Here is a 23905-nt window from a genome sequence, read left to right on the forward strand (position 1 = left end):
AGCCTGCTTGAGCGCGGCCACGATCTGCTCCACCGAATATTGCTTGCGCTTCATCGCCAACCTCCCGTTCCTATTGGGAAAATTGCCTCCGAAACACTAACACTCATTTGTGTCCAGGATTTCTAGAGCAGATCAGAAAGCGCCGAGGCTTTTTCTTTTCGCGTCAACGAAACGCGATCACACCGCCATGCAGAGATACTTGATGACGACGTAATCGTCGATGCCGTAATGCGAGCCTTCGCGCCCGAGGCCCGACTGCTTCACGCCGCCGAACGGCGCGACTTCGTTCGAGATGAGGCCGGTGTTGATGCCCACCATGCCGTATTCCAGCGCTTCGGCGACGCGCCAGATGCGGCCGATGTCGCGGCTATAGAAGTACGCGGCGAGGCCGAACTCGGTGTCGTTGGCGAGCTGCACGACTTCATCGTCGGACGAGAATTTGAAGATCGGCGCGAGCGGGCCGAAAGTTTCTTCCTTCGCCACTTTCATGTCCGGCGTGACGCCGGTCAGTACGGTCGGCTCGAAGAACCCGTGACCGAGCGTGTGCCGCTTGCCGCCCGAAGCGAGCGCGGCGCCTTTCGCGAGCGCGTCCGCGATATGCGATTCGACCTTTTGCACGGCCGCTTCGTTGATGAGCGGCCCGAGCGCGACGCCGCTTTCCGTGCCGCTTCCGACCTTGAGCTTGCTCGCGGCTGCCGCGAGCTTTTGCGCGAAGGCATCGTAGACGCGCTCGTGGACGTAGAAGCGGTTCGTGCACACGCAGGTTTGTCCGCTATTCCGATATTTCGATGCAATCGCGCCTTCCACGGCGGCGTCGAGATCGGCGTCGTCGAATACGATGAACGGTGCGTTGCCGCCGAGTTCCAGCGTCACCTTTTTGACGGTCGGCGCGCTTTGCGCCATCAGCAGACGGCCGACCGCCGTCGAGCCGGTGAACGACAGCTTGCGCACGATCGGATTGCCCGTCATTTCGCCGCCGATTGCTTTCGGATCGCCGGTGAGGACGCTGAGCACGCCTTTCGGCAGGCCCGCGCGTTCTGCGAGCACCGCGAGCGCGAATGCGGAGAAGGGCGTTGCTTCGGCGGGCTTCACGACGATCGGGCAGCCGGCTGCGAGCGCCGGTCCGACCTTGCGCGTGATCATCGCGGCGGGGAAGTTCCACGGCGTGATTGCGGCGCAGACGCCGATCGGTTCCTTGGTCACGACGATGCGCTTGTCGGCGGCGGGCGTGGCGAGCGTATCGCCGGCGACGCGCTTGCCTTCCTCCGCGAACCATTCGATGAACGACGCCGCGTAGGTGATTTCGCCCTTGGCTTCGGCGAGCGGCTTGCCTTGCTCGGTCGTGAGGATGAGGGCGAGATCGTCGGCGTTTGCCATCATCAGGTCGAACCAGCGGCGCAGGATGGCCGCGCGTTCCTTCGCGGTTTTTTTGCGCCAGGCGGGCCAGGCGGTGTTGGCGGCATCGATCGCGCGGCGCGTTTCGGTTGCGCCCATGTTGGGGACTTTGCCGAGGGATTCTCCCGTTGCCGGGTTCACCACTTCAAACGTTTCGCCGTTGTCGGCTTGTTGCCATTCGCCGTCGATGTACGCTGCGTGACGCAAGAGCGTCGGGTCTTTCAGGTGTTCTTTCAGGCTCATTTGCTAGTCCTTTCGGGTCGGCTCGGGGTTGTCGCTGGATCCCGTTCTCGTGTCGGCTCCGGTGTTTCGCCGGATCCCGTTTTCTTAGTGGTCTATTAGCACTGCCCCGCACAGGGGCAACGCTAATAGACCGACGCGAATACGGGATCCGGCGACCAACGCAAAACAAAAAACCAAAAACCAAATCAAACCGCAACGCCAACAGTCTCCGTCAACACATCTTCAAGAATACCGAGCGCCTCATCAAAAACCGCATCCTGAATGGTGAGCGGAAACAGGAACCGAACCACGTTCGAATAAACGCCACAAACCAACAGCAGCAACCCGCGCTCCAGCGCCCGCGTCTGCACGAGCTTTGCAAAAGCAGCATCCGCATCATGCGAATCGGGCTTGCAGAACTCGACCGCGATCATCCCCCCCGGCCCGCGCACATCGGCGATCTGCGGCACATCGCCCTTCAGCGCTTCGAGTTTCGCCTTCAGCTTGTCGCCGAGCACAACCGCGCGCTCGCAGAGCTCTTCATCGTCGATGATGTCGAGCACCGCATGCGCCGCCGCCACCGCCAGCGGATTGCCCGCATACGTGCCGCCGAGCCCGCCCGGCGCCGCCGCATCCATGATCTCCGCGCGCCCGACGACGCCCGACAGCGGCATCCCGCCCGCCAGCGACTTCGCGATCGTCATCAGATCCGGCACGACGCCGTGATGCTCCATCGCGAACAGCTTGCCGGTGCGCGCAAAGCCCGTCTGCACTTCATCGGCGATCAGCAGAATGCCGTGGTCATCGCAAATCTTGCGCAGGCCGCGCACGAATTCCGTCGGCGCCGGAACGAAACCGCCTTCGCCCTGCACCGGCTCGAAGATGATCGCGGCAACACGCGTCGCTTCGATATCCGCCTTGAAAAGATGCTCGATCGCGCGCAGCGAATCCTCGACGGACACGCCATGCAGCGAATTCGGGAACGGCGCATGGAACACGTCCGACGGGAACGGCCCGAAGCCGATCTTGTACGGCGCGACTTTGCCCGTGAGCGCCATGCCCAAGAGCGTGCGGCCGTGAAAGCCGCCCGTGAACGCGATCACGCCGGGCCTGCCCGTCGCGGCGCGCGCGATCTTCACCGCGTTCTCGACAGCCTCCGCGCCCGTCGTGAAAAACGCCGTCTTCTTCGCGTGCGAGCCCGGCGCGCGGGCGCTGATCTTCTCGGCGAGCGACACATACGACTCGTACGGCACGATCTGATACGCCGTGTGCGTGAAGCAGTCGAGCTGCGCGCGAATCGCCTCGACGATCTTCGGATGGCGATGCCCCGTATTGCACACCGCGATGCCCGCCGCGAAGTCGATGAAGCGGCGGCCCTCGACATCCCACAGTTCCGCGTTCTCGGCGCGCGCCGCGTAGAAATCGCACATCACGCCGACACCGCGCGGCGTCGCAGCGTTCTTGCGGGCGTGCAGATCGGCATTCTTGAGGTTGGTGCTCACGGAAATCTCCTGGATCGTTGGTGGCCGCATCGGCCGACTGAATATAGAGACGACTATAGTAAGATTTGGCCCTCAAGTTCAGAGCCATTTCAATAAATCTATAGGAGCCAATTTGATGTCGACGCGCGCAAGCGTGCTGTCCGACTGGCTGGCGCAGCGCATCGATCGCACGAACGGCCAGCCGATCTACCGGCAATTGCATCGGCTGCTACAGCAGGCCATCCTCACGCGCGAGCTCGCGGCGGGCGCGAAAGTGCCGTCGTCGCGCTTGCTTGCCGCCGAGCTCGGCGTCGGGCGCAACACGGTGACGCAGGTCTACGAGCAACTCGCGCTCGAGGGCTACGTGTCGTCGGCGACGGGGCGCGGCACCTTCGTCGCGGACAGCACGCCCGACGACATCGTGTTCGACGACGCGCCGCCCGCGGCGATCGCGCCATCCGATGCACAATCGACGCTCTCCACGCGCGGCGCGCGGCTGATTTCGGGCGCGGGCGTGTCGAAGCGTCAGGGCGGCGCGTTCATGCCGGGCGTGCCGGACGTATCGCGGTTTCCGTCGCGCGTGTGGAACCGGCTGCACGCGAAATACTGGCGCAAGCCGCTGCCCGATCTGCTCACCTACGCGCCGGGCGGCGGCCACGCGGGACTGCGCCACGCGCTCGCGCACTATCTGCGCACATCGCGCTCGGTGCGTTGCACGCCGGAGCAGATCGTCGTGACGACGGGCATCCATCAATCCATCGATCTCGCCGCGCGCCTGCTCGCCGATCCGGGCGACACGATCTGGACGGAGGATCCGTGCTACTGGGGCGTGCGCAGCGTTCTGCAGGTTTCGGGGCTCGATCTGAAGGCGATTCCCGTCGACGCGGAAGGCATCGCGCCGACATCCGCCGATCTCGCGTCGCCGCCGAAGCTGATGCTCGTCACGCCGTCGCATCAGTATCCGCTCGGCATGGTGATGAGCCTCGCGCGCCGCCGCATGCTGCTCGAATATGCGCGCCAGCACCGCTGCTGGATCATCGAGGACGATTACGACAGCGAATTCCGCTACGGCAGCCGGCCGCTCGCGTCGCTGCAGGGCATGGACACGGCGGGGCAGGTGATTTACGTCGGCAGTTTCGGCAAGACGCTGTTTCCGGGGCTGCGCATCGGTTATGTGGTCGTGCCGGAAGCGCTCGCGGAGAGCTTCGCGATGGCGAGCGCCGAGTTGTATCGCGAAGGGCAGTTGCTGCAGCAGGCCGTGCTCGCGGAATTCATCGAGCAGGGGCATTTCACGTCGCATATCCGGCGGATGCGCGCGCTCTACGGCCAGCGCCGCGACGCGATGCTCGCGACCATCGCCGCGCGCTACGGCGACACGCTTTCGATCGCCGGGGGCGATGCCGGGCTGCATCTCGTGCTGAAACTGCCGCGCCACGTCGATGATCGCGCGCTCGCCGCCGCCGCGCTCGCGCAGAACATCGTCGTGCGGCCGCTGTCGGGGTATTACGCGCATCGGCCGGACGCGGAATCCGGTTTGCTGATCGGATATGCATGCGTGCCGGACGACGACATCGCGCCGGCTTTCGCCACGCTCGCCGACGTGATCGACCGGTTTCTGCGCTAAAAGCGGTCGAAATTTCACGATTCGCTTACGGTCAGCGAAAAAAACGCGCGCGGAACTGGCAAGGGCGGCGCATGTGGAGGATCATGTGCGCCGTTTTCCGATCAACCGCAAGGGCTTCTCCATGACGATCTCGTCCGACCACCACTTCACCGTCATCGCCGATCTCTCCGACGACGCGCCTTCGCTGCGCGAAATTCGCCACGATATCCATCGTCATCCGGAGTTGTCGTATGAGGAGACGCGCACTGCGGCGCTCGTCGCGGAGCGGCTCGAAGAGTGGGGCTGGACGGTGACGCGCGGCGTCGGCGGGACGGGCGTCGTCGGCACGTTGAAGGCGGGCGACGGCACGAAGAGCATCGGACTGCGCGCGGACATGGACGCGCTGCCGATCATCGAGCAGAGCGGCAAGCCCTGGGCGAGCGAGACGCACGGCAAGATGCACGCGTGCGGCCACGACGGCCACACGACGATGCTTCTCGGCGCGGCGCGCCATCTCGCGCGCACGCGCAATTTCAACGGCACGGTGCATCTGTATTTTCAGCCGGCGGAAGAGCACGGCGTGCCGAGCGGCGCGCAGAAGATGATCGAGGAAGGTCTTTTCGAGCGCTTTCATTGCGACGCCGTGTTCGGCGTGCACAACCATCCCGGCGCGCAGCCCGGCACGTTCCTGTTCCGCAAGGGGCCGTTCATGGCCGCGGGCGATCAGGTGTCGATCGTGGTCGAAGGCGTCGGCGGGCACGCGGCGCGGCCGCATCTGTCGGTCGATCCGGTCGTCGTGACGGCGAGCATCGTCATGGCGCTGCAGACGATCGTCGCGCGCAACGTCGATCCGGCGCAGCCGGCCGTCGTCACTGTCGGCTCGATGCACGCCGGAACGGTCAACAACGTCATCCCGAATCGCGCGACGCTCGAACTGTCCGTGCGCTCCTTCGACCCGCAAGTGCGCGAACTGCTCAGGCGCCGCATCAAGGAACTGGTGGAATCGCAGGCGGCGAGCTACGGCGCGAGCGCGACGGTGAAGTATCTGGAAGGCTATCCGGTCGTCGTGAATTCGGACGCGGAAACGGAGTTCGCTATGGAGGTCGCGCGCGAACTGGTCGGCGCAGAGAACGTCGTCGCGCACGCCGATCTGCTGATGGGCAGCGAGGACTTCGCGTTCATGCTGCAGCAGCGGCCGGGCTCGTTCCTGCGCCTCGGCAACGGTGCGGGCGAGGACGGCTGCATGGTCCACAACCCGCACTACGATTTCAACGACAAGAATCTGCCGGTCGGCGCGGCTTACTGGGCGCGCCTCGTCGAACGATTCCTGGCGTGACCGAAATCACGCCGGCAGCCTGAAACTTCCGATCGCCTCGCGCAGCACATCGACCTGATCCTTCAGCGAATGCGCGGCGGCGGCGGCTTCCTCGACGAGCGCGGCGTTCTGCTGCGTCACCTGATCCATCTCGACGACCGCGCGGTTCACCTGCTCGATGCCCGCGCTCTGCTCGCGCGACGCGTGGCTGATCTCGTCGAGAATCTCGTTCACGCGGCGCACCGATTGCACGATTTCCGTCATCGTCGCGCCCGCGTTCGTCACGAGCGACGCGCCTTGCTCGACCGTCTGCGTCGACGTTTCGATGAGCGCCTTGATTTCCTTCGCCGCCGTCGCCGAGCGCTGCGCGAGACTGCGCACTTCCGCCGCCACGACCGCGAAGCCGCGTCCCTGTTCGCCCGCGCGCGCCGCTTCGACCGCCGCATTCAGCGCGAGGATGTTCGTCTGGAACGCGATGCCGTCGATCACGCCGATGATGTCGCCGATCTGCTGCGAGCTCGCGGTGATGCGCGTCATCGTGTCGATGACGTCGTCGACCACGCCGCTGCCGCGCGTCGCCACGTCCGCCGCCTGTTCCGCGAGACGCGCCGCCTGCGCGGCGCTCTCCGCGTTGTTCTTCACGTTCGCGGTCATCTGATCCATGCTCGACGCGGTCTGCACGAGCGCCGCGGCCTGTTCCTCGGTGCGCTGCGACAGATCGGTGTTGCCCGCCGCGATCTCCGACGCGCCCACGTTGATGTTGTCCGTGCCGCTGCGCACCCGCGACACGGTATCGACGAGACCGCTCTGCATCACGCTGAGCGCGTGCAACAGACTTGTCGTGTCGTTCGGACGGACGTCGACGCTGCTCGTCAGATCGCCACGCGCGATGCGATGCGCCGCGTCGACCGCCAGTTCGAGCTCGCCGCCGAGATTGCGTTTGATGCTGCGCAGAACGATGAGCATCGCGGCCGTCGCGAAGCCGCCGAGCACGGCCGTGATCGCGAGCCAGCGCAGCGCGCTTGCCCAGAACGCGCTCTGCACGTCGTCCATGTACATGCCGGTGACGATGTACCAGTCCCACTGCCCGAAGCGCTGCGAGTAGGAGAGCTTGCCGACTGGCTTGTCGCTGCCGGGCTTCGGCCACAGATAGCTGATGAAGCCGCCGCCGGGCTGATCGCCCGCCTTGACGATATCGACGAACAGGCGAGTGCCCGCCGGATCGGCATAACTCGACAGATCCTGCCCGTTCATCGCGGACTTGATCGGGTGCATCACCATCCTCGGATGCGAGTCGTTGATCGAGAGATAGCCGTCCGTGCCGTAGCGGATCGCGCCGACCACTTCCAGCGCGCGCTTTTTCGCTTCGTCTTCGGTGAGCGTCTTGTTCGCGGCGAGCGCCGCGTAGTGCGCGGTGATCGAGTGCGCCTCGTTGACGAGCGTCTTCAACTGCTCCTTGCGGTCGTCGATCATCGACGTCCGGTTTTGCCATGCCCCGATGATCCCGATCGCGATCAAGCCGATCCACAGCACGGCGATCAACGAGCCGAGCTTCTTGTTCAACGTCATTCTGTTCATGTTGCGCCCGTCGCCTGTTTGCGTTGTATTCGCGTTGTCGTTTGCGACGGCGCACGCCGCCGCATGCCCGCTTTACGGCAGGCATGGGCGGCGAATGTAGGGCGGGAATTCCCGTAGGGAAGCGTCGGATCAGAGACGCCGGATCGGATCCTTGTCGGGCGGCGCGTCGGGATGCTGCGGCTCCTCCGGCCGATGACCGGGCGAAGGCGGCGTGAGCGGATCGGCTTCCGGATCGCGGTTCGGGTCCGCGACGGGATCCGGAACGGGATTGGTCTGCATGTCGAATTTCATGATGTCCCCCGAAAGGTGGCTCTTCGTCTATGCCGATTCGTGCGCCGCCGGCATGTGCAGCGTGAACGGCTCGCCCGGATGCGCGCCGCCGGTGTGCGAGAGCGCGTCGCGGGCGTGTGCGGCGATCGCGTCGCTGCCGGTGTCGCGCGGATGTTCGTCGAGCACGATATGCGGCGTGCCGAGCGCGCGGGCGGCGGCGACGGGCGAGGACGCTTCGGCGTCGTCGGACAGGAGCAGCCGCGCATTGGCGATCAGGCGCGGCAGCGTCGCCGGCGCGACGGCGCCCGCGAGAAAGAGCGCGGCCGTCTGCATCGCGCCGAGCACGCCGGCGGTGCGCTCGGGATCGGGCGAATCGCCGACGATCGCGATCTGCCAGCCATCGGCGGCGAGCTGGTCGGCGACATCGGCATATCGTTCGGCGGGCCAGGCGGGCGCGGCGTGATGGCTGCCCGGATGGATCAGCACCAGGCGCTCGCGCTCGATGCCGTGGAACGCGGCGAGCGTGTCGTAATCGTCGCTCCCGTCACGCGCGGCGGCGGGCGGGGCGCTCGGCGCGTCGGGGACGAGCGTTGTCGTGAGGTCGTCGCTCAACGTGGAAAGGGGATTGGCTCGCATCTTGGCTCCTGCAAGTGGCGTGGCCTCGCTCGATTCGGCGCAACTCGCGGGGCCGCGCGCTTGGCAAGCACCCGCCATGCCCGGCGCGTTTGCGGCACGTTCCGCCTGAAAATGCCCGCGTTGGACACAGATTGCGTTCCGAAGCGTGACAGTTTGAGCGTCGATTGCGGCATCTGTCACGTATTGAAGGAGGCGCGGCGGCGCTCGTCAAGGCGCGAAGTTTTCAGCGTCGATGTAAAAAAGCCGCCACCTCGCGATGGCGAGGCGGCGGCTTGGATGCGGCGTCGAGCGGCGCTCAGGTTTCCGTGTTGCCGTCGGCGGCGGGCAGCGTCTTCGGCGTGAACGCTTCGGCGCGGCGGCGGATGCCGTCGACTTCGCCAGTCACGAACGTGCGCTTGTCCGCGGCGAGCGCTTCCTGATACGACACGCCTTCCGGCACGCGATGCAGCAGCGCGCGCAATTCGCCTTGCGTCGTCTGCTCGACGGGCTCGTAGTCGTAAAGACCGAGCTCCAGTTCGGCGCGCTCGTGCAGGATGAACAGGCACGACGCGAACACCGCGACGCCGAGCACTTCCTGCACGCCGAAGCGGAATGCGTGCGGCACAGGCGAGAACGGCAGCCACGCGATGAGCGCGACGCCCGCGAGCGCCACCGCGATGGTCACGTTGAGCAGCAATTGCAGACGCGCGACGATGCGCTCGCGTTCGGTCTTCAGTTGCCCGGCCGATTTCGGCACGAGCGCGCGTGTGTGCAAGCCCTGCGATTGTTGACGGCGGAGTTCTTCGAGCGGGAGAGCGGCCATTTGGGTGTGATGTGGACCATCGGTGAGCGCCAGTCGGCGCGACACCGGTATAACGCGCGGCTTACAGGAACGTTGACGACGCTTTCGTCTTGTTGCGTCCTGTTTCGTCCTGTTGCATCTGCGGCTCGTTCAGCGCGTCGGGTCCTTCACCGGCGTGCGGATGGTCGCGGTGCCGTCGGCGATCTGCTGCGCGAAAACGAGCGCCTCGACGATCGTCCCGAAGACTTCCGCGCGCACTTTGTCGTCGGCGAGGCGCATCAGATACGACGGGTGATACGTCGGCACGATGATGTGCCCCTTATGCTCGATGGTCTTGCCGAGATACTCGGACAACGCCGTGCGATGCCCCGTGAGCGCCTTGAGCGCCGTCGCCCCGAGCGCGACGACGACTTTCGGCCCGATGCGCTTCAGTTCTTCGTCGAGCCAGTAGCGGCAGGCTTCGCGTTCGCGCTGCGCGGGCGCGAGATGCGCGCGCTCCTCGCCTTGCGCTTCCCATTTGAAATGCTTCACCGCGTTGGTCAGATAGAGCGATTCGCGCGCGATCTGCGCCTCGGCGAGCGCTTCGTCGAGCAGCTTGCCCGCCTGACCGACGAACGGCTTGCCCTCGCGGTCTTCCTGATCGCCCGGCTGCTCGCCGACCAGCATCACGCGGGCGTCGCCGGGACCGACGCCCGGCACCGCCTGCGTCGCGTTGCGCCACAGCGCGCAGCGCCTGCATGCATCGAGCGACGGCGGCTCGATCAGCATCGTGCCCTTGATCGGCTCCAGATCCGTGTTGATGGCGACTTCCATGTCGGGCGGCACATTACGCGGATGACGGTCGCGCCGCGAATAGGGATCGGCGCGGGAGATCAGCGCGGGATCGGTGCGCGCGTTCTCCGGGCTTTTCCAGTAGCGCACCGGCATATGCGACGCCATTTCGGCGGCGTTTTCCTGCGCCGGCGCGAACGTGCTCTCGTAATACGCGAGCCAGAGCGCCTCGATGGCGTCGCCGCTGATGGCTTCGCCGCTCATCGCGGTGTCGCCGAAATCCATCGGCTTTTCTTCCGGCTCGCTCGTGCGGTCCACGCGCAGGAGCGCGCCGTCCCAGAACGCGGCGCCGTGCGGCGTGGCGATCATCCACGTGGCGCTGCCCATGCGCGTGGCGAAGTGCATCGCGGCGTGCTCCAGCACATCGTGCACCGGCTCGAACCAACTGATGAACTCGGGCGGCCCGAGCGACGAATCGCGATGCCGGAAACGCAGCACTCTGCGCATTTCGCTTTCTTCGGCCTCGACCGATTCGATCATGCGCCGCAGCCGATGCCCGTCCGGATCTTCCGGCGAGGCGATCGCGCGGTCGCCCTGCGTCCAGCGCCACAGCGCCTTGTAGAGAAACCGCCAGCGGTCGGGCGCGCGATAGCACGCCGCCGTTTCGAGCATGGCGAGGAATTCGCGCGCGATCTTGACCGGCTTCTTCGCATTCGGATCCGACGGGCCGCGCGACGCAACGATGGAGCCGAACACCGTTGCCGATGCATCGGTTTCGAGCCATTCCACGTCTTCCGGGCGCGCGTCTTCCATGAGGAGATTGCGCGCCTCGGTACGCCAGGCAGCGAACGACGGATCGATGGTGACGCTTTTCATCGGCGAGCGGAATCATAAAAGCACTGTATATCCATACAGTAATTCTAGCGATTCCCGCCGCTTTTCAGCAACTATTTAGAGACGATCGCGCCCTTATACGGCGGAGCGGCCCGCCATTCACGGGAACGGCCATTGCTGAAATTCATCCATCGCGCCGTCCGATTGCCAACGGAAAAAAACTCACACACGGAGCCGCCAATGCTTGCCATCGTCATTCCTGCTCACAACGAAGCCGCGCATATCGGCGCGTGCGTCGCGGCTGCACGTCGCGCGGCAGATCATCATCAACTGCTTGGCGAGGCGGCGCGCGTGATCGTCGTCGCCGACAGTTGCAGCGATGACACCGCCGCCATCGCGCGGGCGCTGGGCGCGGAAGTGACGTGCATCGAGGCGTGCAATGTCGGCGTCGCGCGCGCGCATGGCGCACAGCGGGCGCTGGCGCTGGGCGCGCGCTGGCTCGCGTTCACCGATGCCGATACGACCGTCGCCGCAGACTGGCTCGTGCGCCAGCTCGACTGCTGCGCGGACGCGGTGTGCGGCGTGATCGGCGTGCACGACTGGTCGCCGCATATCGGCGCGGTGCGCGAGCACTTCGGGCGCACTTATACCGATGCGGACGGGCATCGGCATATTCACGGCGCGAACATGGGCGTGTCGGCGAGCGCGTACGTGAAGGCGGGCGGATTTGCGCCGCTGGAGACGAGCGAGGACGTGGCGCTCGTCGAAGCGCTGATCGCGACCGGCGCACGGATCGAGTGGAGTGCGTCGCCGCGCGTGGTGACGAGCGCGCGGACGGATTTCCGGGCGAAGAAGGGATTCGGCGCGACGCTGCTCGAAGTCAGCCGGCGCTATCTGCCGATCGGCGCCGACGCCGAAGATTCCGCGGAAACGGCGGCGATCGCGGCTTAAGTCGCGCTCAAGTCTGCCCGAGGTCGCTCGGCAAATCCACGTCGCGCAGCACGTTCGCATCGTCCACTTCGACGATGAACGGCTTGTGCGTCGTGAAGATGGCGCGTGCGCCCGCGTCGCCGTCGAGCGTGGCGAGCATCTCGCGATGCGCGATGCCGAAGCCCACCGGATGCCCGCGCTTGCCACGATGGAACGGCGCGACGAGCGCTTCCCCGCCGTCGAGCGCACGCGCGACCGCTTCATACGACGACGCTTCGATCCATGGCATGTCGCCGAGCGCGACGAGCCAGCCATCGGCTTCGGACGTCGCGCGCACGGCCGCGGCGAGCGTCGCGCCCATGCCGCGCTCGGCGTCGACGCTGAAGATGACGTTGCAGCCTGCTTCGTTGAGCACGTCGGCGAGCTTTTCGGCGCCGGGACGCACGACCGCGATCACTTCGGCGCACACGGCGAGCACCCTGCGCGCCGACTGGAACACGATGGGCGTTCCGTCGGGCAGGGTGGCGAGCAGCTTGTTGTGGAGTCCGGACGGGTCGAAACGGGTGCCGAGACCCGCCGCCAGCAGAATGCCGGTCGCGTTCGACGAATAGGTCATCGCGGGTGCTCGTGTGGGGATGAATCGCGATTGTGCGGCGCATCGAACGGCGTCGCAAGCATAAAAAAACACACGGCGGCCGGGCGGACCGCCGTGTGCGTCGTTTCACTTCACGCCATCGTCGGCGGCAGGATTTTGTCGAGCGTGATCGGCAGATCGCGCACACGCACCCCCGTCGCGTGATACACCGCGTTGCCGAGCGCGCCTGCCACGCCCGTAATGCCGATCTCGCCGATGCCCCGCGCGCCGTGCGGATTGATATGCGGGTCCGGCTCGCCGACGAACGCGATATCCAGCATGCCGATATCCGCGTTCACCGGGACGTGATATTCCGCGAGATTCGCGTTCGTATAGCGCCCGTAGCGCGAATCCATCTCGCTCTTTTCCAGCAGCGCCGAGCCGACGCCCCACACGATGCCGCCCATCAACTGGCTATGCGCGGTCTTTTCGTTGAAGAGCGTGCCGACGTCGTACACGCCGACGATGCGCGGCACGCGGATGATCCCGAGGTCCGCATCGACATGCACTTCCGCGAACACCGCGCCGAACGAGTGAAACGAATACTGCTTTTTCTCGTCGCCGGGTCGGGTCGTGGCGATCGCCTCGATCGGCTTGCCGCCGTTGCGCGCGATGATCGCCGCCGCGGGATCGCGCTTGTCAGGATTCGACAGGCTCACGACCCAGCCGTTGGACACGGTCACGTCCTCGCGCGCGAGACCGGCGACGGGCGATCCGCGATCCGCGAGCGCCATCGCGATGAGTTGATCGCGCGCCTCCATCGACGCCGCCCGCACCGCCGGCGACACGCTCGCCGCCGATTGCGAGCCGCCCGAGACCGGCGCCTTCGGCAAGGACGAATCGCCGAGCGCGAAGCGCACGTAATCGAGCGGAAAGCCGAGCGCGTCGGCGGCGACCTGCGTCATGATCGTGTACGTGCCGGTGCCGAGATCCTGCGTGCCGGAGGCGACCATCGCGGTGCCGTCGGGCAGGATGCGCGCCACCGCCGACGCCTCGCTGCGATTCGCCGGATACGTCGCCGTCGCCACGCCCCAGCCGATGAGCGTATTGCCTTCGCGCATCGACTTCGGCGCGTGGTTGCGCTTGGACCAGCCGAAGGTATCCGCGCCGCGCCGATAGCATTCGAGCAGCGCCTTCTCCGACCACGGCTTCTTCTCCTGCGGCTCCATGTTCGCGTGATTCTTGATGCGAAACGCGAGCGGATCCATGTTCAGTCGATACGCCATTTCGTCCATCGCCGATTCGAGCGCGAACGAGCCGCTCGTCTCGCCGGGCGCGCGCATGAAGGTCGGCGTGCCGATGTCGAGCTTGACCAGCTTGTGCGACGTCGACTGGTTCGGCACCGCGTACAGCATGCGCGTGACGATCGCGGAGCTTTCGGTCCAGTCCTCGAACGTCGATGTCGTCGAAACGACGTCGTGACGCATGCCGGTCATGATGCCGTCGTCGCGCGCGCTCACCTGAAAGCGCTGCTCGGTGAATGGCCGGTTGCCGACCATGCCGAACATCTGCGGCCGTTCGAGCACGAGCTTGACGGGGCGGCCGGTCTGCTTCGACGCCATCGCCGCCAGCACGACGTGCGACCACACCGACCCCTTGCAGCCGAAGCCGCCGCCGACGAACGGGCAGATCACGCGCACGTTCTCATCGGAGATGCCGAAGAACTTCGCGACCGCGCTTTTCGCGCCGGACACGCCTTGCGTCGCGTCGTAGAGCGTGAGATTCGGGCCGTCCCAGCGCGCGACGGTCGCGTGCGGCTCCATCGGATTGTGATGTTCGTACGGCGTCGTGTAGACGGCGTCGAGGCGCGTCGGGCCTTGTTTCAAACCGGCGTCGACGTCGCCGCGTTTCGTCGTGATCGCGCGGCCCATCATCTTTTCCGGCTGATACGCCGAGGCCTTCGCGCGCGTGAAATCCGCGTTGGGCATCGCGGCTTCGTAGCGCACGTCGACGTAACGCGCCGCGCCTTGCGCGTGCTCCAGCGAGTCCGCGACGACGACCGCGACCGGCTCGTTGCTGTAGCGCACCTCGTTGGTCTGCAAGAGCGTGAGCTTGCGCACGGCGGGCGGCTGCGCGTCGGGGACGCCGTTGTTCGGCAGGCGCATCGCGTTCCGATACGTCATCACAAGAAGCACGCCGGGCATCGATTGCGCGCGGCTCGTGTCGATCGACGCGATACGGCCGTGCGCGACCGTGCTCGTGACGATGACCGCATGCGCGAGCTTGGCGTCGGTGTTGTCGGCGGAATAGCGCGCCTGGCCGGTGACTTTCAGCACGCCGTCGGTGCGATCGAGCGGTTTTCCGATGACAGTCATGCGACACCTCCGGCCTGTTGAACCGCGCGCACGATCGCGCGCTGCGCGAGCACGATCTTGAACGCGTTGTCGCGCTGCGGCTGGGCGCCCTGTACGGCGAGCGCGGCGGCGTTCTGCAGCGTGGCTTTATCGAGCAATTGGCCGACGAGCGCGCGTTCGGTCGCGTTCGCGCGCCACGGCTTGTGCGCGACGCCGCCGAGCGCGATGCGCGCGCTCTTCACCGTGTTGCCGTCCATCTGCAACGCGGCCGCGACCGACACCAGCGCGAACGCATAACTCGCGCGATCGCGCACTTTCAGATACTTCGAGTGCGCGGCGAAGAGCGGCGGCGGCAGATCGACCGACGTGATGAGCTCGCCTGCCTGCAAGGTCGTGTCGAGCTCGGGCCTGTCGCCCGGCAGCCGATGAAACTCCGCGAACGGAATCGTCCGCTCGCCGTTCGGGCCCGCGACGCGCACGACGGCATCGAGCGCCGCGAGCGCGACGCTCATGTCGGACGGATTCGTCGCGATGCACTGACGGCTCGCGCCGAGAATCGCGTGCATGCGATTGTTGCCGTCGATGGCCGCGCAGCCGCTGCCCGGCGAGCGCTTGTTGCATTGAGGAAAGCCGGTGTCGTAGAAGTACGCGCAACGCGTGCGCTGCATCAGATTGCCCCCGACGGTCGCCATGTTGCGCAGTTGCGCCGATGCGCCCGCGAGCAGCGCCTGCGACAGAAGCGGATAGCGTTCGCGCACCCACGCATGATTGGCGGCGTCGCTGTTGCGCACGAGCGCGCCCAGGCGCAGACCGCCATCGGGCAGGGCGGTGATGCCATTCAGGCCGTCGATGTGCGTGATGTCGACGAGCCTCATCGGCCGCATGACGCCGCCTTTCATCAGGTCGAGCAGATTCGTGCCGCCGCCGATGAACATCGTGCCCGGCTGGCTCGCGGCCGCGAGCGCCGCGCCAATATCCGGCGCGCGCTGATAGGAGATCGCGTCCATGTGCGTCTCCTTATGCGTTGCCCGACGCGACGGCTTTTACCGCCGCGACGATGTTCGGATACGCGCCGCATCGACAGATGTTGCCGCTCATGCGCTCGCGAATTTCGTCGTCGGAGAGTTGCGCGGGGCGAAAGCGCACGTCGGCCGTGACCGCGCTCGCGTCGCCGTTGCGATATTCGGCGATGAGCGCCGTCGCCGAGCACAATTGCCCCGGCGTGCAGTAGCCGCACTGAAAGGCGTCCTTCTCGATGAACGCGCGCTGGATCGGCGCGAGCGTGTCGCCGTCGGGCGCGAGGCCTTCGACGGTCGTGACGGATTCGCCGTCGTGCATCACCGCGAGCGTCAGGCACGAGTTGATGCGCCGGCCCGACACGATCACCGTACACGCGCCGCACTGGCCGCGGTCGCAGCCTTTCTTCGTGCCGGTGAGGTTGGCATATTCGCGCAGCGCGTCGAGGAGCGTCGTGCGCGCCTCGACCTGCAGTTCATACGGATGGCCGTTGATGGTGAGCTTCACGGGCAACATCGGCGTGGCGGCGGGCGGCGGCGCCAAGGCAGGCGTCGCGGCCGGTTGCTGCGCGTGCGCGTGCGGCGCGGCGGTCACTGCTGCGGCCGCGGCGGCGGATTGCAGGAAACGACGGCGCGACGGCTTTTGCGCCGCGTCGCTGGCGTCGTCGTGAGGATGGGTATCGGCTGGGGACATGGCGATCGATTGCTCCTCGCTCGTTCGGAAGGGCGTCGACGGGCTCAAGTCTTCACGGGGATTCGCTCGCAGCCGATTGCGACGGATCGGGCGGAGCGCCGATGCTCGAGTCCTCGGGGCGGCGCAAGAGGCGCGGTTCGCGATCGTTCGGCAACTGTAAGGGAACCGAACGTTCGTCGAGCCGCAATCGCAGACTACAGCAAGTGGGGTGCCATGCGCTCGGGACGGACGCTGGCTGGCTTATGAGCGGGCCGTGCGGGTAAATGCTGCATGCGCGCGTAAAACTAACGGTCTGGTTCGAAACCCACGTCACTTGATAAGCGCAAGCACGTCCCGAAAGCGCGGATGCCGGCAACTGCCCATCCATCCGAAGATCGTCGTTTCGACCGTCGTGAGCCGCGCGCCGTCCTGCCGCGCCCGTTCGACCGCGACGGCGCGATCCGCGGCTCGCCGCGACGCGACCGCGTCCGCCACGAATTCCACGCGATAGCCGAGCCGCAACACTCCGAGCACCGTCAGCAGCACGCACACATGCGCCTCCGCGCCGGCGACCCACAGCGTCGCGGGCGCGGGCGGCAGCGCATCGACGAACGCGGGTTCGAGCGTCGCATCGAATGTGTGCTTTTCGACGACTTTCGCCGACCGGAGATCGACGGGCAGGCTTTCGACCGTCCCGCCGAGCCCGCGCGGATTCTGCTCCGTAAAAAGCACCGGCACGTCGAGCAGGTTCGCCGCGCGCAAGAGCGTGCCGGCGCGCTCCGTCAGACGTTGCGCGCCATCCAGATGCGGCAGGAGCCGCGCCTGCATGTCGACGATGACGAGCATCGCGTCAGGCCTCGCTCTCCATGATCCGGTCGATGAGCCGCGCGTTCTCGCCCGCGGAGCCGATGCCCGCATGCTTGGCCATCGGCACGAAGAAGTGCGTGGCGATCGGCAGCTTCGAGCGTTCGAGCCAGTTGGTCAGATGCGCGGCGAGGCGCTTCGCCGGCGTCTTCAGTTCCTCGCGCAGCACGCCGGGCAGCTTCTCGAAGTGCCGCATGTCGGTCTGATACGGCTCGGGCGCGACGCACAGCGCGTTCGGCCGGCCATCGACATCGACGGGAAGGCGTTCCAGCGCCTGATGCAGCAGCGCGACGCCGAGGCCCTCGCCGCGCCACGGCTTTCTCACTTCCCACAGGCTGATGTAAATCACGCGATGCGCGTTGTAGACCTCGCACAGCTTCTCCGGACCGAGCGCTTCCGTCGATGCGAGCGCGAGCGAGAGCATTTCGACCGAGTAAGTGTCGAGCGTGTAGACGAGATCGGCGCTGCTCGTGAGCGGCGGCACCTTGACGAGTTTCAGCCGCACCGCCGCCGCGACGATATCGCTGCCCGCCTCGTGGAAGACGGCGAACGCGGTGCCGAGCCGCTCGTCGTCGACCTGCGGGTATTCGTGGCGATAGGTCATCGTGAAGAGAAACGGCCCGATCTTCTCGCGATACGCGAGCGGCCTGTCGACGTCGTAATCGTCGACGCCGTCGAGACCGTACGGATCGTAATCGCGCTTTTCTCGCCGCTCGCCGTTTTGCGCGGCGGCGAGCGCCGCGAGCGGACGGCGCGATTCCGGCACGAGATCCTCCGGCAAACCTTCCCAGCTCAGACGCAAAAACTCCCGTCCGCCGCGATAGTGCGTCTCGAAGAGCGAAAGAACCGGCTCGCCCGCGACCGGATCGAGAATGCGCTGGGCGCACTCGTAGGCGCGGTCGAGCAGCTGATCGGCTTCGGCGGGATCGGGCGCGAGATGCGGCTCGCTGCCTTGCGGCTCGGCAGGCAAGCCTTTTGCAACGCGTTCCTTGTGCGCGAGTTCGAGCCATTCGTCGGCCGCGCGTTCGGCGATGAAACCCGCCGCGATGCGATAGCCCGTCAGCACGATCGACTGGCCGGTGCGGCCGAGCGGGAACACGTACTCGTCGTTCATGACGTCGTCGACGGTGACGCCGCGGAACGTTTCGCGCGGCGCGTTCGCATTCGCGACCGCATCGAAGCGATCATGCGACAGCACCTGGGCGACGAGGTCGGATGCGGCCGGACCGAACTCCGATCCGACGCCGGGAAGCAGCTTCAGCAGGGACAAGGTACTCGCGGTATACGTGGTGCCGGTCGTGCTTGGTGTGCTCATGAGTGCCATCTCCGATCGTGAAGGGTTATCGTAACAAACCATCGTATTTACGGGAGAGATCGATGAGCGTTGAAAAGGACGAAACGCGGGCGGCTACGGTTCATGAAGGCGGATGCGCGTGCGGCGCGTTCCGCTTTCGCGCGACGGGCAAGCCCATTCGCGTCTGCATCTGCCACTGCACGACGTGCCGGCAAGTGCATGGCTCCGCCTTCGGAGCTTATGCGATTTACGCGCGCGGCAACGTGATGATGAGCGGCAGCCTTTCGACGTGGAAGAGTTCCGACGATGGCCGGCGGCACTTCTGCCCGGCGTGCGGCTCGGTCGCGTACATGGAATTCACGACGCGCGACGAAGTCGATCTGCCCATCGGCGCATTCGACGAAACCGGCGTCTTCGAGCCGACTTACGAGCTCTGGTGCAAGCATCGCGAGCCGTGGCTGCCGCAGGGCGCGCGGGCGGAATACGACGAAGGCCGTCCGCACTAGGCGCGCGATGACCGGGCGCATCCGCATCGGTATTTCGGGCTGGCGCTATGCCGGCTGGCGCGGCGTGTTCTATCCGAAAAAGCTCGCGCAGGCCCGCGAGCTCGATTTCGCGTCGCGCGCGGTCCAGACGGTCGAGATCAACGGATCGCATTATTCGCTGCAAGGCGTGACGAGCTATCGCGCGTGGCGCGACGCGACGCCCGATGGCTTCGTCTTCAGCGTGAAGGGGCCGCGCTATCTGACGCACATGCTGCGTTTTCGCGACGAAACGGCGATTCCGGCGATCTCGAACTTCTTCGCGTCCGGCGTGCTCGCGCTCGGCGACAAGCTCGGTCCGTTCCTCTGGCAGTTTCCGCCGAACTTTTCCTTCCGTCCCGAAGCCTTCGAACGCTTTCTCGAATTGCTGCCGAAGGATACGGTCGCCGCCGCGCGGCTCGCCCAGGGCCACGACACGCGCGTGAAAGACCCGTGGTTCGAGCCCGGAAGAAAGCGCGCGCTGCGGCACGCGATCGAGATCCGTCATCCGAGTTTCTGCACCGATGAATTCGTGCGGCTGCTGCGCAAACACGGCGCGGCGCTGGTCGTGTCGGATTCGGTGGCCGGCTGGCCCTATGCCGAAGATCTCACGTCCGACTTCACTTATTTGCGGCTTCACGGCAGCGAAACGCTTTATGGCGGCAGTTATAAGGACGAGGCGCTCGACGAATGGGCGCGCCGCATCGAATGCTGGGCGTCGGGCGGACAGATCGCCGACGCGCGGCTGATTTCATCGGCGAAAGCGCGGCCGCGCGCGGGCCGCGACGTCTTCTGCTACTTCGACAACGATCAGAAAGTGCGCGCCCCGTTCGACGCGCGACGCCTGATGGAGCGCCTCGGCATCGCGCTCCCCGCCGAGCCGCACATCGAGACGAAACGTTGAAGACCGGGACAGCTTTTGTCTCGCTGGAACTGCATGCTCTCGTCAACGGTCCGAGCAATTGCATTCGCGCCCGGAAAATAAGACGATAAGCGCGGGCAGCGGCAGGATCGAGAAACTTTGATTTTCATGGCCAACGAGGAGCATCGATACCATGACGAAGCAACCGGTCAGCGGCAGCGACAAGATTCATCCCGAAGGCGCGCAATGCATCGGCGACTGCGATCCGTCCGAACAGATCGAAGTCATCGTGATGCTGCGGCGCAAGGACGAGGCGGGCTTCAAGCAGATGATGGCGCGCATCGATTCCGGCGAAGCGCCCGCGCAAGCCGTATCGCGCGAGGAATTCGACAAACGTTTCACCGCCTCGGACGACGACATCGCCAAAGTGAAGGCGTTCGCGCAGCAGTACGGCCTGACGGTCGTGCGCGCGGAAACCGAAACGCGCAGCGTCGTGCTGAAAGGGACCATCGAACAATTCCAGAAGGCTTTCGACGTCAAGCTCGAACGCTTTCAACATCACAACATCGGCGAATATCGCGGACGCTCGGGGCCGGTGAAGGTGCCCGACGAAGTGCACGACGCCGTCACCGCCGTTCTCGGCCTCGACAGCAAGCCGCAGGCGCGTCCGCACTTTCGTTTCCGTCCGCCGTTCAAGCCGGCGCGCGGCGCGGCGAGCGCGTCGTTCACGCCGGTCGATCTCGCGCGTCTCTACGATTTCCCCGATGGCGACGGCGCGGGCCAATGCATCGCCATCATCGAGCTGGGCGGCGGCTATCGCGATGCCGATCTTTCCGCGTACTTCTCGAAGCTCGGCGTGAAGTCGCCGCAAGTCGTGTCGGTCGGCGTCGATGGCGGCAAGAACGCGCCCACGGGCAATCCGAACGGCCCGGACGGCGAGGTGACGCTCGATATCGAGGTCGCGGGCGCGGTGGCACCGGGCGCGCGCATCGCCGTGTACTTCGCGCCGAACAGCGACGCCGGTTTCGTCGATGCCGTCAATCGCGCGCTGCACGATTCCACCAACAAGCCTTCGGTCATATCCATCAGTTGGGGCGGGCCGGAGGCGAACTGGTCGTCGCAATCGATCGGCGCGTTCAACGACGTGCTGCAAAGCGCGGCCGCGCTCGGCGTGACGGTGTGCGCGGCATCGGGCGACAGCGGCTCGTCCGACGGCGCGGGCGACGGCGCGGATCACGTCGACTTTCCGGCGTCGAGCCCGTATGTGCTCGGCTGCGGCGGCACGAGCCTGAAGGCGTCGGCGACGGGCATCGCGAAGGAAGTCGTCTGGAACGACGGCGATCAGGGCGGCTCGGGCGGCGGCGGCGTGTCCGGCGTGTTCGCGCTGCCGGCGTGGCAGAAGGGTTTGTCGGTGATGCGTAACGGCAAGCCAACGGTGCTCGCGAAGCGCGGCGTGCCGGACGTTGCGGGCGACGCATCGCCGCTGACCGGCTATGAGGTGCTGATCGACGGCGAGGATACGGTCGTCGGCGGCACGAGCGCGGTCGCGCCGTTGTGGGCTGCGCTGATCGCGCGCATCAACGCGATCAACGGTTCGCCATCGGGCTTCGTCAATCCGAAGCTCTACACGGCGAAGACGGCGTTTCGCGACATCACGGAAGGCAACAACGGAAGTTTTTCCGCGGCGGCCGGCTGGGACGCGTGCACCGGCATGGGCAGTCCCGACGGCGCGAAGATCGCGGCCGCGTTGAAACCCGCGAAGTCTTTGAGCAAGGCGTAAGACAGTGAACAACAACCACGACGACGATTCTGGAGCGATCACGATGAACTCCGATCCACTGGCAGCGAGCGACAAACCTGCGAACGCGGAAGAACCGGCCTTGACCGCCGCCGCGAAGAAAGCGCCGAAGAAGACCACGACGGCGAAGAAGGATCAGCCGTATTTCGATCCGGTCGCGTACGGCAACGGTCCCGACGACGCCATCGCGGCGACCGAGGCCGACGAGAACGCGGCGATCACGCATCACAGCGTGACGATCGGCGGCGCGAAGATCGCTTATACGGCGACGGTCGGCCATCTCGTCACGGTCGATCCGAGCAGTTCGAAGCCGAGCGCGAAGATGTTCTACGTCGCGTTCACGAAAGACGGCGCGAAGGAAGAGGCGCGTCCGCTGACGTTCTTCTATAACGGCGGGCCGGGGTCGTCGTCGGTGTTCGTGTTGCTCGGCTCGTTCGCGCCGCGCCGCATCAAGACGGCGATGCCGGGCTTCACGCCGCCCGCGCCGTATCAGATGGAAGACAACCCGGACAGCCTGCTCGACCGCAGCGATCTCATCTTCATCAATCCGGTCGGCACGGGCTATTCGGCGGCGATCGCGCCGAACAAGAATCGCGATTTCTGGGGCGTCGATCAGGATGCGGGGTCGATCGCGCAGTTCATTAAGCGTTATCTGACGAAGAACAATCGCTGGAATTCGCCGAAGTTTCTGTTCGGCGAGTCGTACGGCACGGCGCGCAGTTGCGTGCTCGCGTACAAGCTGCATGAGGACGGCATCGATTTGAACGGCGTCACGCTGCAATCGTCGATTCTCGATTACGCGCAGGCGGGCAATCCTGTCGGCGCGTTGCCGACCGCCGCCGCCGACGCGTGGTATCACAAGAAACTCGGCGTGCATCCGACGCCGACCAACTTGCTGACGTTCGTGGAGGAAGTCGCGGAGTTCTCGCGCACGGATTATCTGAACGCGCTGCGCAAATTTCCGCAGACGGACGATGAAGTGGTCGAGAAGCTCTCCGAATACACGGGCATCGACCGCGCGACGTTGCTGGCGTGGAGTCTCGATATCGCGGCTTACGACAGCCGGGGGAATTCGCTTTTTCTCACGACGCTCTTGAAGTCGAAGGGCGAATCGCTCGGCTCCTACGATGGTCGCGTGACGGCGATATCGACGGGCATCGCGGGCAAGATCGATCCGAATTCGGGCGGCAACGATCCGACGATGACCGCGGTGAGCGGCGTCTACACGACGATGTGGAACAGCTATCTGAACGAGCAGTTGAAGTTCACGTCGACGTCGTCGTTCACGGACCTGAACGATCAGGCGTTCCTCAACTGGGACTTCGAGCATACGGACCCGACGGGCGAACAGAAGGGCCTGGATTCGAAGGGCAACATCATTCTCTACACGGCGGGCGATCTCGCCGCGGTGATGGCGCTGAACGTCGATCTGAAGGTGCTGGCCGCCAACGGGATGTACGACTTCGTGACGCCGTTCTATCAGACGATCATCGACTTGCAGCAGATGCCGCTGATCGACAAGACGGTGCGGCAGAATCTTTCGGCGACGTTTTATCCTTCCGGACACATGGTCTATCTCGATGGCGGATCGAGGACGCAGCTCAAGGCGGATCTCGCGAAGATGTACGACGAAGCGACCACGAATCATGCGGCTATGAGCCGGATCATTACGTTGCAGAAGACTACGGCGGATAAGTTGGGGGCGTTGTCGCCGGTGGGGTGATGGTTTGCTTTTACCGCGAGGCGGTGGGGTTCGGGGGTTTTCTGTTTTGTTGTCGCCGGATCCCGTATTCGTGTCGGCTCCGGTTTTTCGCCGGATCCCGTTTTCTTAGTGGTCTATTAGCACTGCCCCTGTGCGGGGCGGCACTTACTTTCTTTGCTGCTGCAAAGAAAGTAAGCAAAGAAAGCAGCTTCCGATACGCCCGCGGTCACACGCAATTTGGGTAGTCCTCTCGTCGTTCGTGGGCTGCCTAAAGAGTGCCCTCATAGGCCCCATCGGGCTTGGCTCGCGCACGGTCTGTCACATCGCACCACACAACAAACTGGTTCAGCACCAAATAGCTCCAGCCCGCTTCGCGGCCGACCGGTCTATCGGGTCGGCGCGTGCTTCGCTACTAACATCTTTATCGCACT

20 protein-coding genes are annotated in these 23905 nt (G+C 65.5%); 7 read left to right on the plus strand and 13 right to left on the minus strand.

Annotation, left to right across the window (positions count from 1 at the left end):
* Nucleotides 1–177: 177 nt before the first annotated feature.
* Both QCE58_RS24500 and gabT read right to left on the minus strand, forming a co-directional pair.
* The gene (locus QCE58_RS24500; protein ID WP_250440452.1) at nt 178–1638 is read right to left on the minus strand and encodes an NAD-dependent succinate-semialdehyde dehydrogenase; all 1461 of its coding nucleotides are present in this window, start codon (nt 1636–1638) and stop codon (nt 178–180) included.
* 185 nt (nt 1639–1823) lie between these two features.
* Nucleotides 1824–3119 (minus strand): 4-aminobutyrate--2-oxoglutarate transaminase, encoded by a 1296-nt coding sequence (gene gabT / locus QCE58_RS24505; RefSeq protein WP_309780482.1) that lies wholly within the window; start codon nt 3117–3119, stop codon nt 1824–1826.
* 115 nt (nt 3120–3234) lie between these two features.
* Between gabT and QCE58_RS24510 the strand changes: the two genes are divergently transcribed.
* Nucleotides 3235–4722 carry a PLP-dependent aminotransferase family protein gene (locus QCE58_RS24510; protein ID WP_175979121.1) on the plus strand — a complete coding sequence of 496 codons (1488 nt, stop codon included), beginning with the start codon at nt 3235–3237 and terminating at the stop codon, nt 4720–4722.
* Between the two features lie 121 nt (nt 4723–4843).
* Nucleotides 4844–6037 (plus strand): M20 aminoacylase family protein, encoded by a 1194-nt coding sequence (locus QCE58_RS24515; RefSeq protein WP_175979559.1) that lies wholly within the window; start codon nt 4844–4846, stop codon nt 6035–6037.
* Between the two features lie 6 nt (nt 6038–6043).
* Here QCE58_RS24515 and QCE58_RS24520 read toward each other — a convergent pair whose 3' ends face one another.
* The 5 genes from QCE58_RS24520 to QCE58_RS24540 all read right to left on the minus strand — a co-directional run bounded on the left by QCE58_RS24520 (nt 6044) and on the right by QCE58_RS24540 (nt 10928).
* The gene (locus tag QCE58_RS24520; protein ID WP_034474397.1) at nt 6044–7585 is read right to left on the minus strand and encodes a methyl-accepting chemotaxis protein; all 1542 of its coding nucleotides are present in this window, start codon (nt 7583–7585) and stop codon (nt 6044–6046) included.
* 138 nt (nt 7586–7723) lie between these two features.
* Nucleotides 7724–7885, minus strand: coding sequence for a hypothetical protein (locus QCE58_RS24525; RefSeq protein WP_008353824.1), 162 nt, complete (start codon nt 7883–7885; stop codon nt 7724–7726).
* Between the two features lie 27 nt (nt 7886–7912).
* The gene (locus QCE58_RS24530; protein WP_008353823.1) at nt 7913–8500 is read right to left on the minus strand and encodes a glycosyltransferase family 9 protein; all 588 of its coding nucleotides are present in this window, start codon (nt 8498–8500) and stop codon (nt 7913–7915) included.
* Nucleotides 8501–8795: 295 nt separating this feature from the next.
* The gene (locus QCE58_RS24535) at nt 8796–9302 is read right to left on the minus strand and encodes a hypothetical protein (protein WP_008353817.1); all 507 of its coding nucleotides are present in this window, start codon (nt 9300–9302) and stop codon (nt 8796–8798) included.
* A gap of 129 nt (nt 9303–9431) precedes the next feature.
* Nucleotides 9432–10928, minus strand: coding sequence for a UdgX family uracil-DNA binding protein (locus QCE58_RS24540; protein ID WP_250440453.1), 1497 nt, complete (start codon nt 10926–10928; stop codon nt 9432–9434).
* A gap of 198 nt (nt 10929–11126) precedes the next feature.
* Here QCE58_RS24540 and QCE58_RS24545 point away from each other — a divergent pair, with 198 nt between their 5' ends.
* Complete coding sequence (locus QCE58_RS24545; RefSeq protein WP_250521554.1) at nt 11127–11837, plus strand: glycosyltransferase family 2 protein; 711 nt, start codon at nt 11127–11129, stop codon at nt 11835–11837.
* 7 nt (nt 11838–11844) lie between these two features.
* Here QCE58_RS24545 and QCE58_RS24550 read toward each other — a convergent pair whose 3' ends face one another.
* From QCE58_RS24550 to QCE58_RS24575, 6 genes are all read right to left on the minus strand, one after another.
* On the minus strand, nt 11845–12432 hold the full coding sequence (locus QCE58_RS24550; protein WP_250521555.1) for an NTP transferase domain-containing protein: 588 nt from the start codon (nt 12430–12432) through the stop codon (nt 11845–11847).
* Between the two features lie 110 nt (nt 12433–12542).
* Complete coding sequence (locus QCE58_RS24555) at nt 12543–14765, minus strand: xanthine dehydrogenase family protein molybdopterin-binding subunit (RefSeq protein ID WP_008353812.1); 2223 nt, start codon at nt 14763–14765, stop codon at nt 12543–12545.
* Nucleotides 14762–15751, minus strand: coding sequence for a xanthine dehydrogenase family protein subunit M (locus tag QCE58_RS24560; protein ID WP_250521556.1), 990 nt, complete (start codon nt 15749–15751; stop codon nt 14762–14764). The genes QCE58_RS24555 and QCE58_RS24560 overlap by 4 nt, the downstream gene beginning before the upstream one ends.
* A gap of 10 nt (nt 15752–15761) precedes the next feature.
* Nucleotides 15762–16454 carry a (2Fe-2S)-binding protein gene (locus QCE58_RS24565; RefSeq protein ID WP_250435556.1) on the minus strand — a complete coding sequence of 231 codons (693 nt, stop codon included), beginning with the start codon at nt 16452–16454 and terminating at the stop codon, nt 15762–15764.
* A gap of 309 nt (nt 16455–16763) precedes the next feature.
* Complete coding sequence (locus tag QCE58_RS24570) at nt 16764–17279, minus strand: isochorismatase family protein (RefSeq protein WP_250521557.1); 516 nt, start codon at nt 17277–17279, stop codon at nt 16764–16766.
* A 4-nt stretch (nt 17280–17283) separates the two neighbouring features.
* Nucleotides 17284–18612 (minus strand): inositol monophosphatase, encoded by a 1329-nt coding sequence (locus QCE58_RS24575; protein WP_250521558.1) that lies wholly within the window; start codon nt 18610–18612, stop codon nt 17284–17286.
* Nucleotides 18613–18674: 62 nt separating this feature from the next.
* On the opposite strand from QCE58_RS24575, the gene QCE58_RS24580 reads away from it, so the two are divergent.
* The 4 genes from QCE58_RS24580 to QCE58_RS24595 all read left to right on the plus strand — a co-directional run bounded on the left by QCE58_RS24580 (nt 18675) and on the right by QCE58_RS24595 (nt 23495).
* On the plus strand, nt 18675–19097 hold the full coding sequence (locus QCE58_RS24580) for a GFA family protein (RefSeq protein WP_008353807.1): 423 nt from the start codon (nt 18675–18677) through the stop codon (nt 19095–19097).
* 7 nt (nt 19098–19104) lie between these two features.
* On the plus strand, nt 19105–20016 hold the full coding sequence (locus QCE58_RS24585) for a DUF72 domain-containing protein (protein WP_250521559.1): 912 nt from the start codon (nt 19105–19107) through the stop codon (nt 20014–20016).
* 151 nt (nt 20017–20167) lie between these two features.
* The gene (locus tag QCE58_RS24590; RefSeq protein ID WP_250440457.1) at nt 20168–21754 is read left to right on the plus strand and encodes a protease pro-enzyme activation domain-containing protein; all 1587 of its coding nucleotides are present in this window, start codon (nt 20168–20170) and stop codon (nt 21752–21754) included.
* A gap of 43 nt (nt 21755–21797) precedes the next feature.
* Nucleotides 21798–23495, plus strand: a complete 1698-nt coding sequence (locus QCE58_RS24595) for a S10 family peptidase (protein ID WP_250458860.1) — start codon at nt 21798–21800, stop codon at nt 23493–23495.
* Nucleotides 23496–23905 lie beyond the last annotated feature (410 nt).

The organism is Caballeronia sp. LZ028, from assembly GCF_031451415.1.
In the GTDB taxonomy this organism is placed as follows: domain Bacteria; phylum Pseudomonadota; class Gammaproteobacteria; order Burkholderiales; family Burkholderiaceae; genus Caballeronia; species Caballeronia zhejiangensis.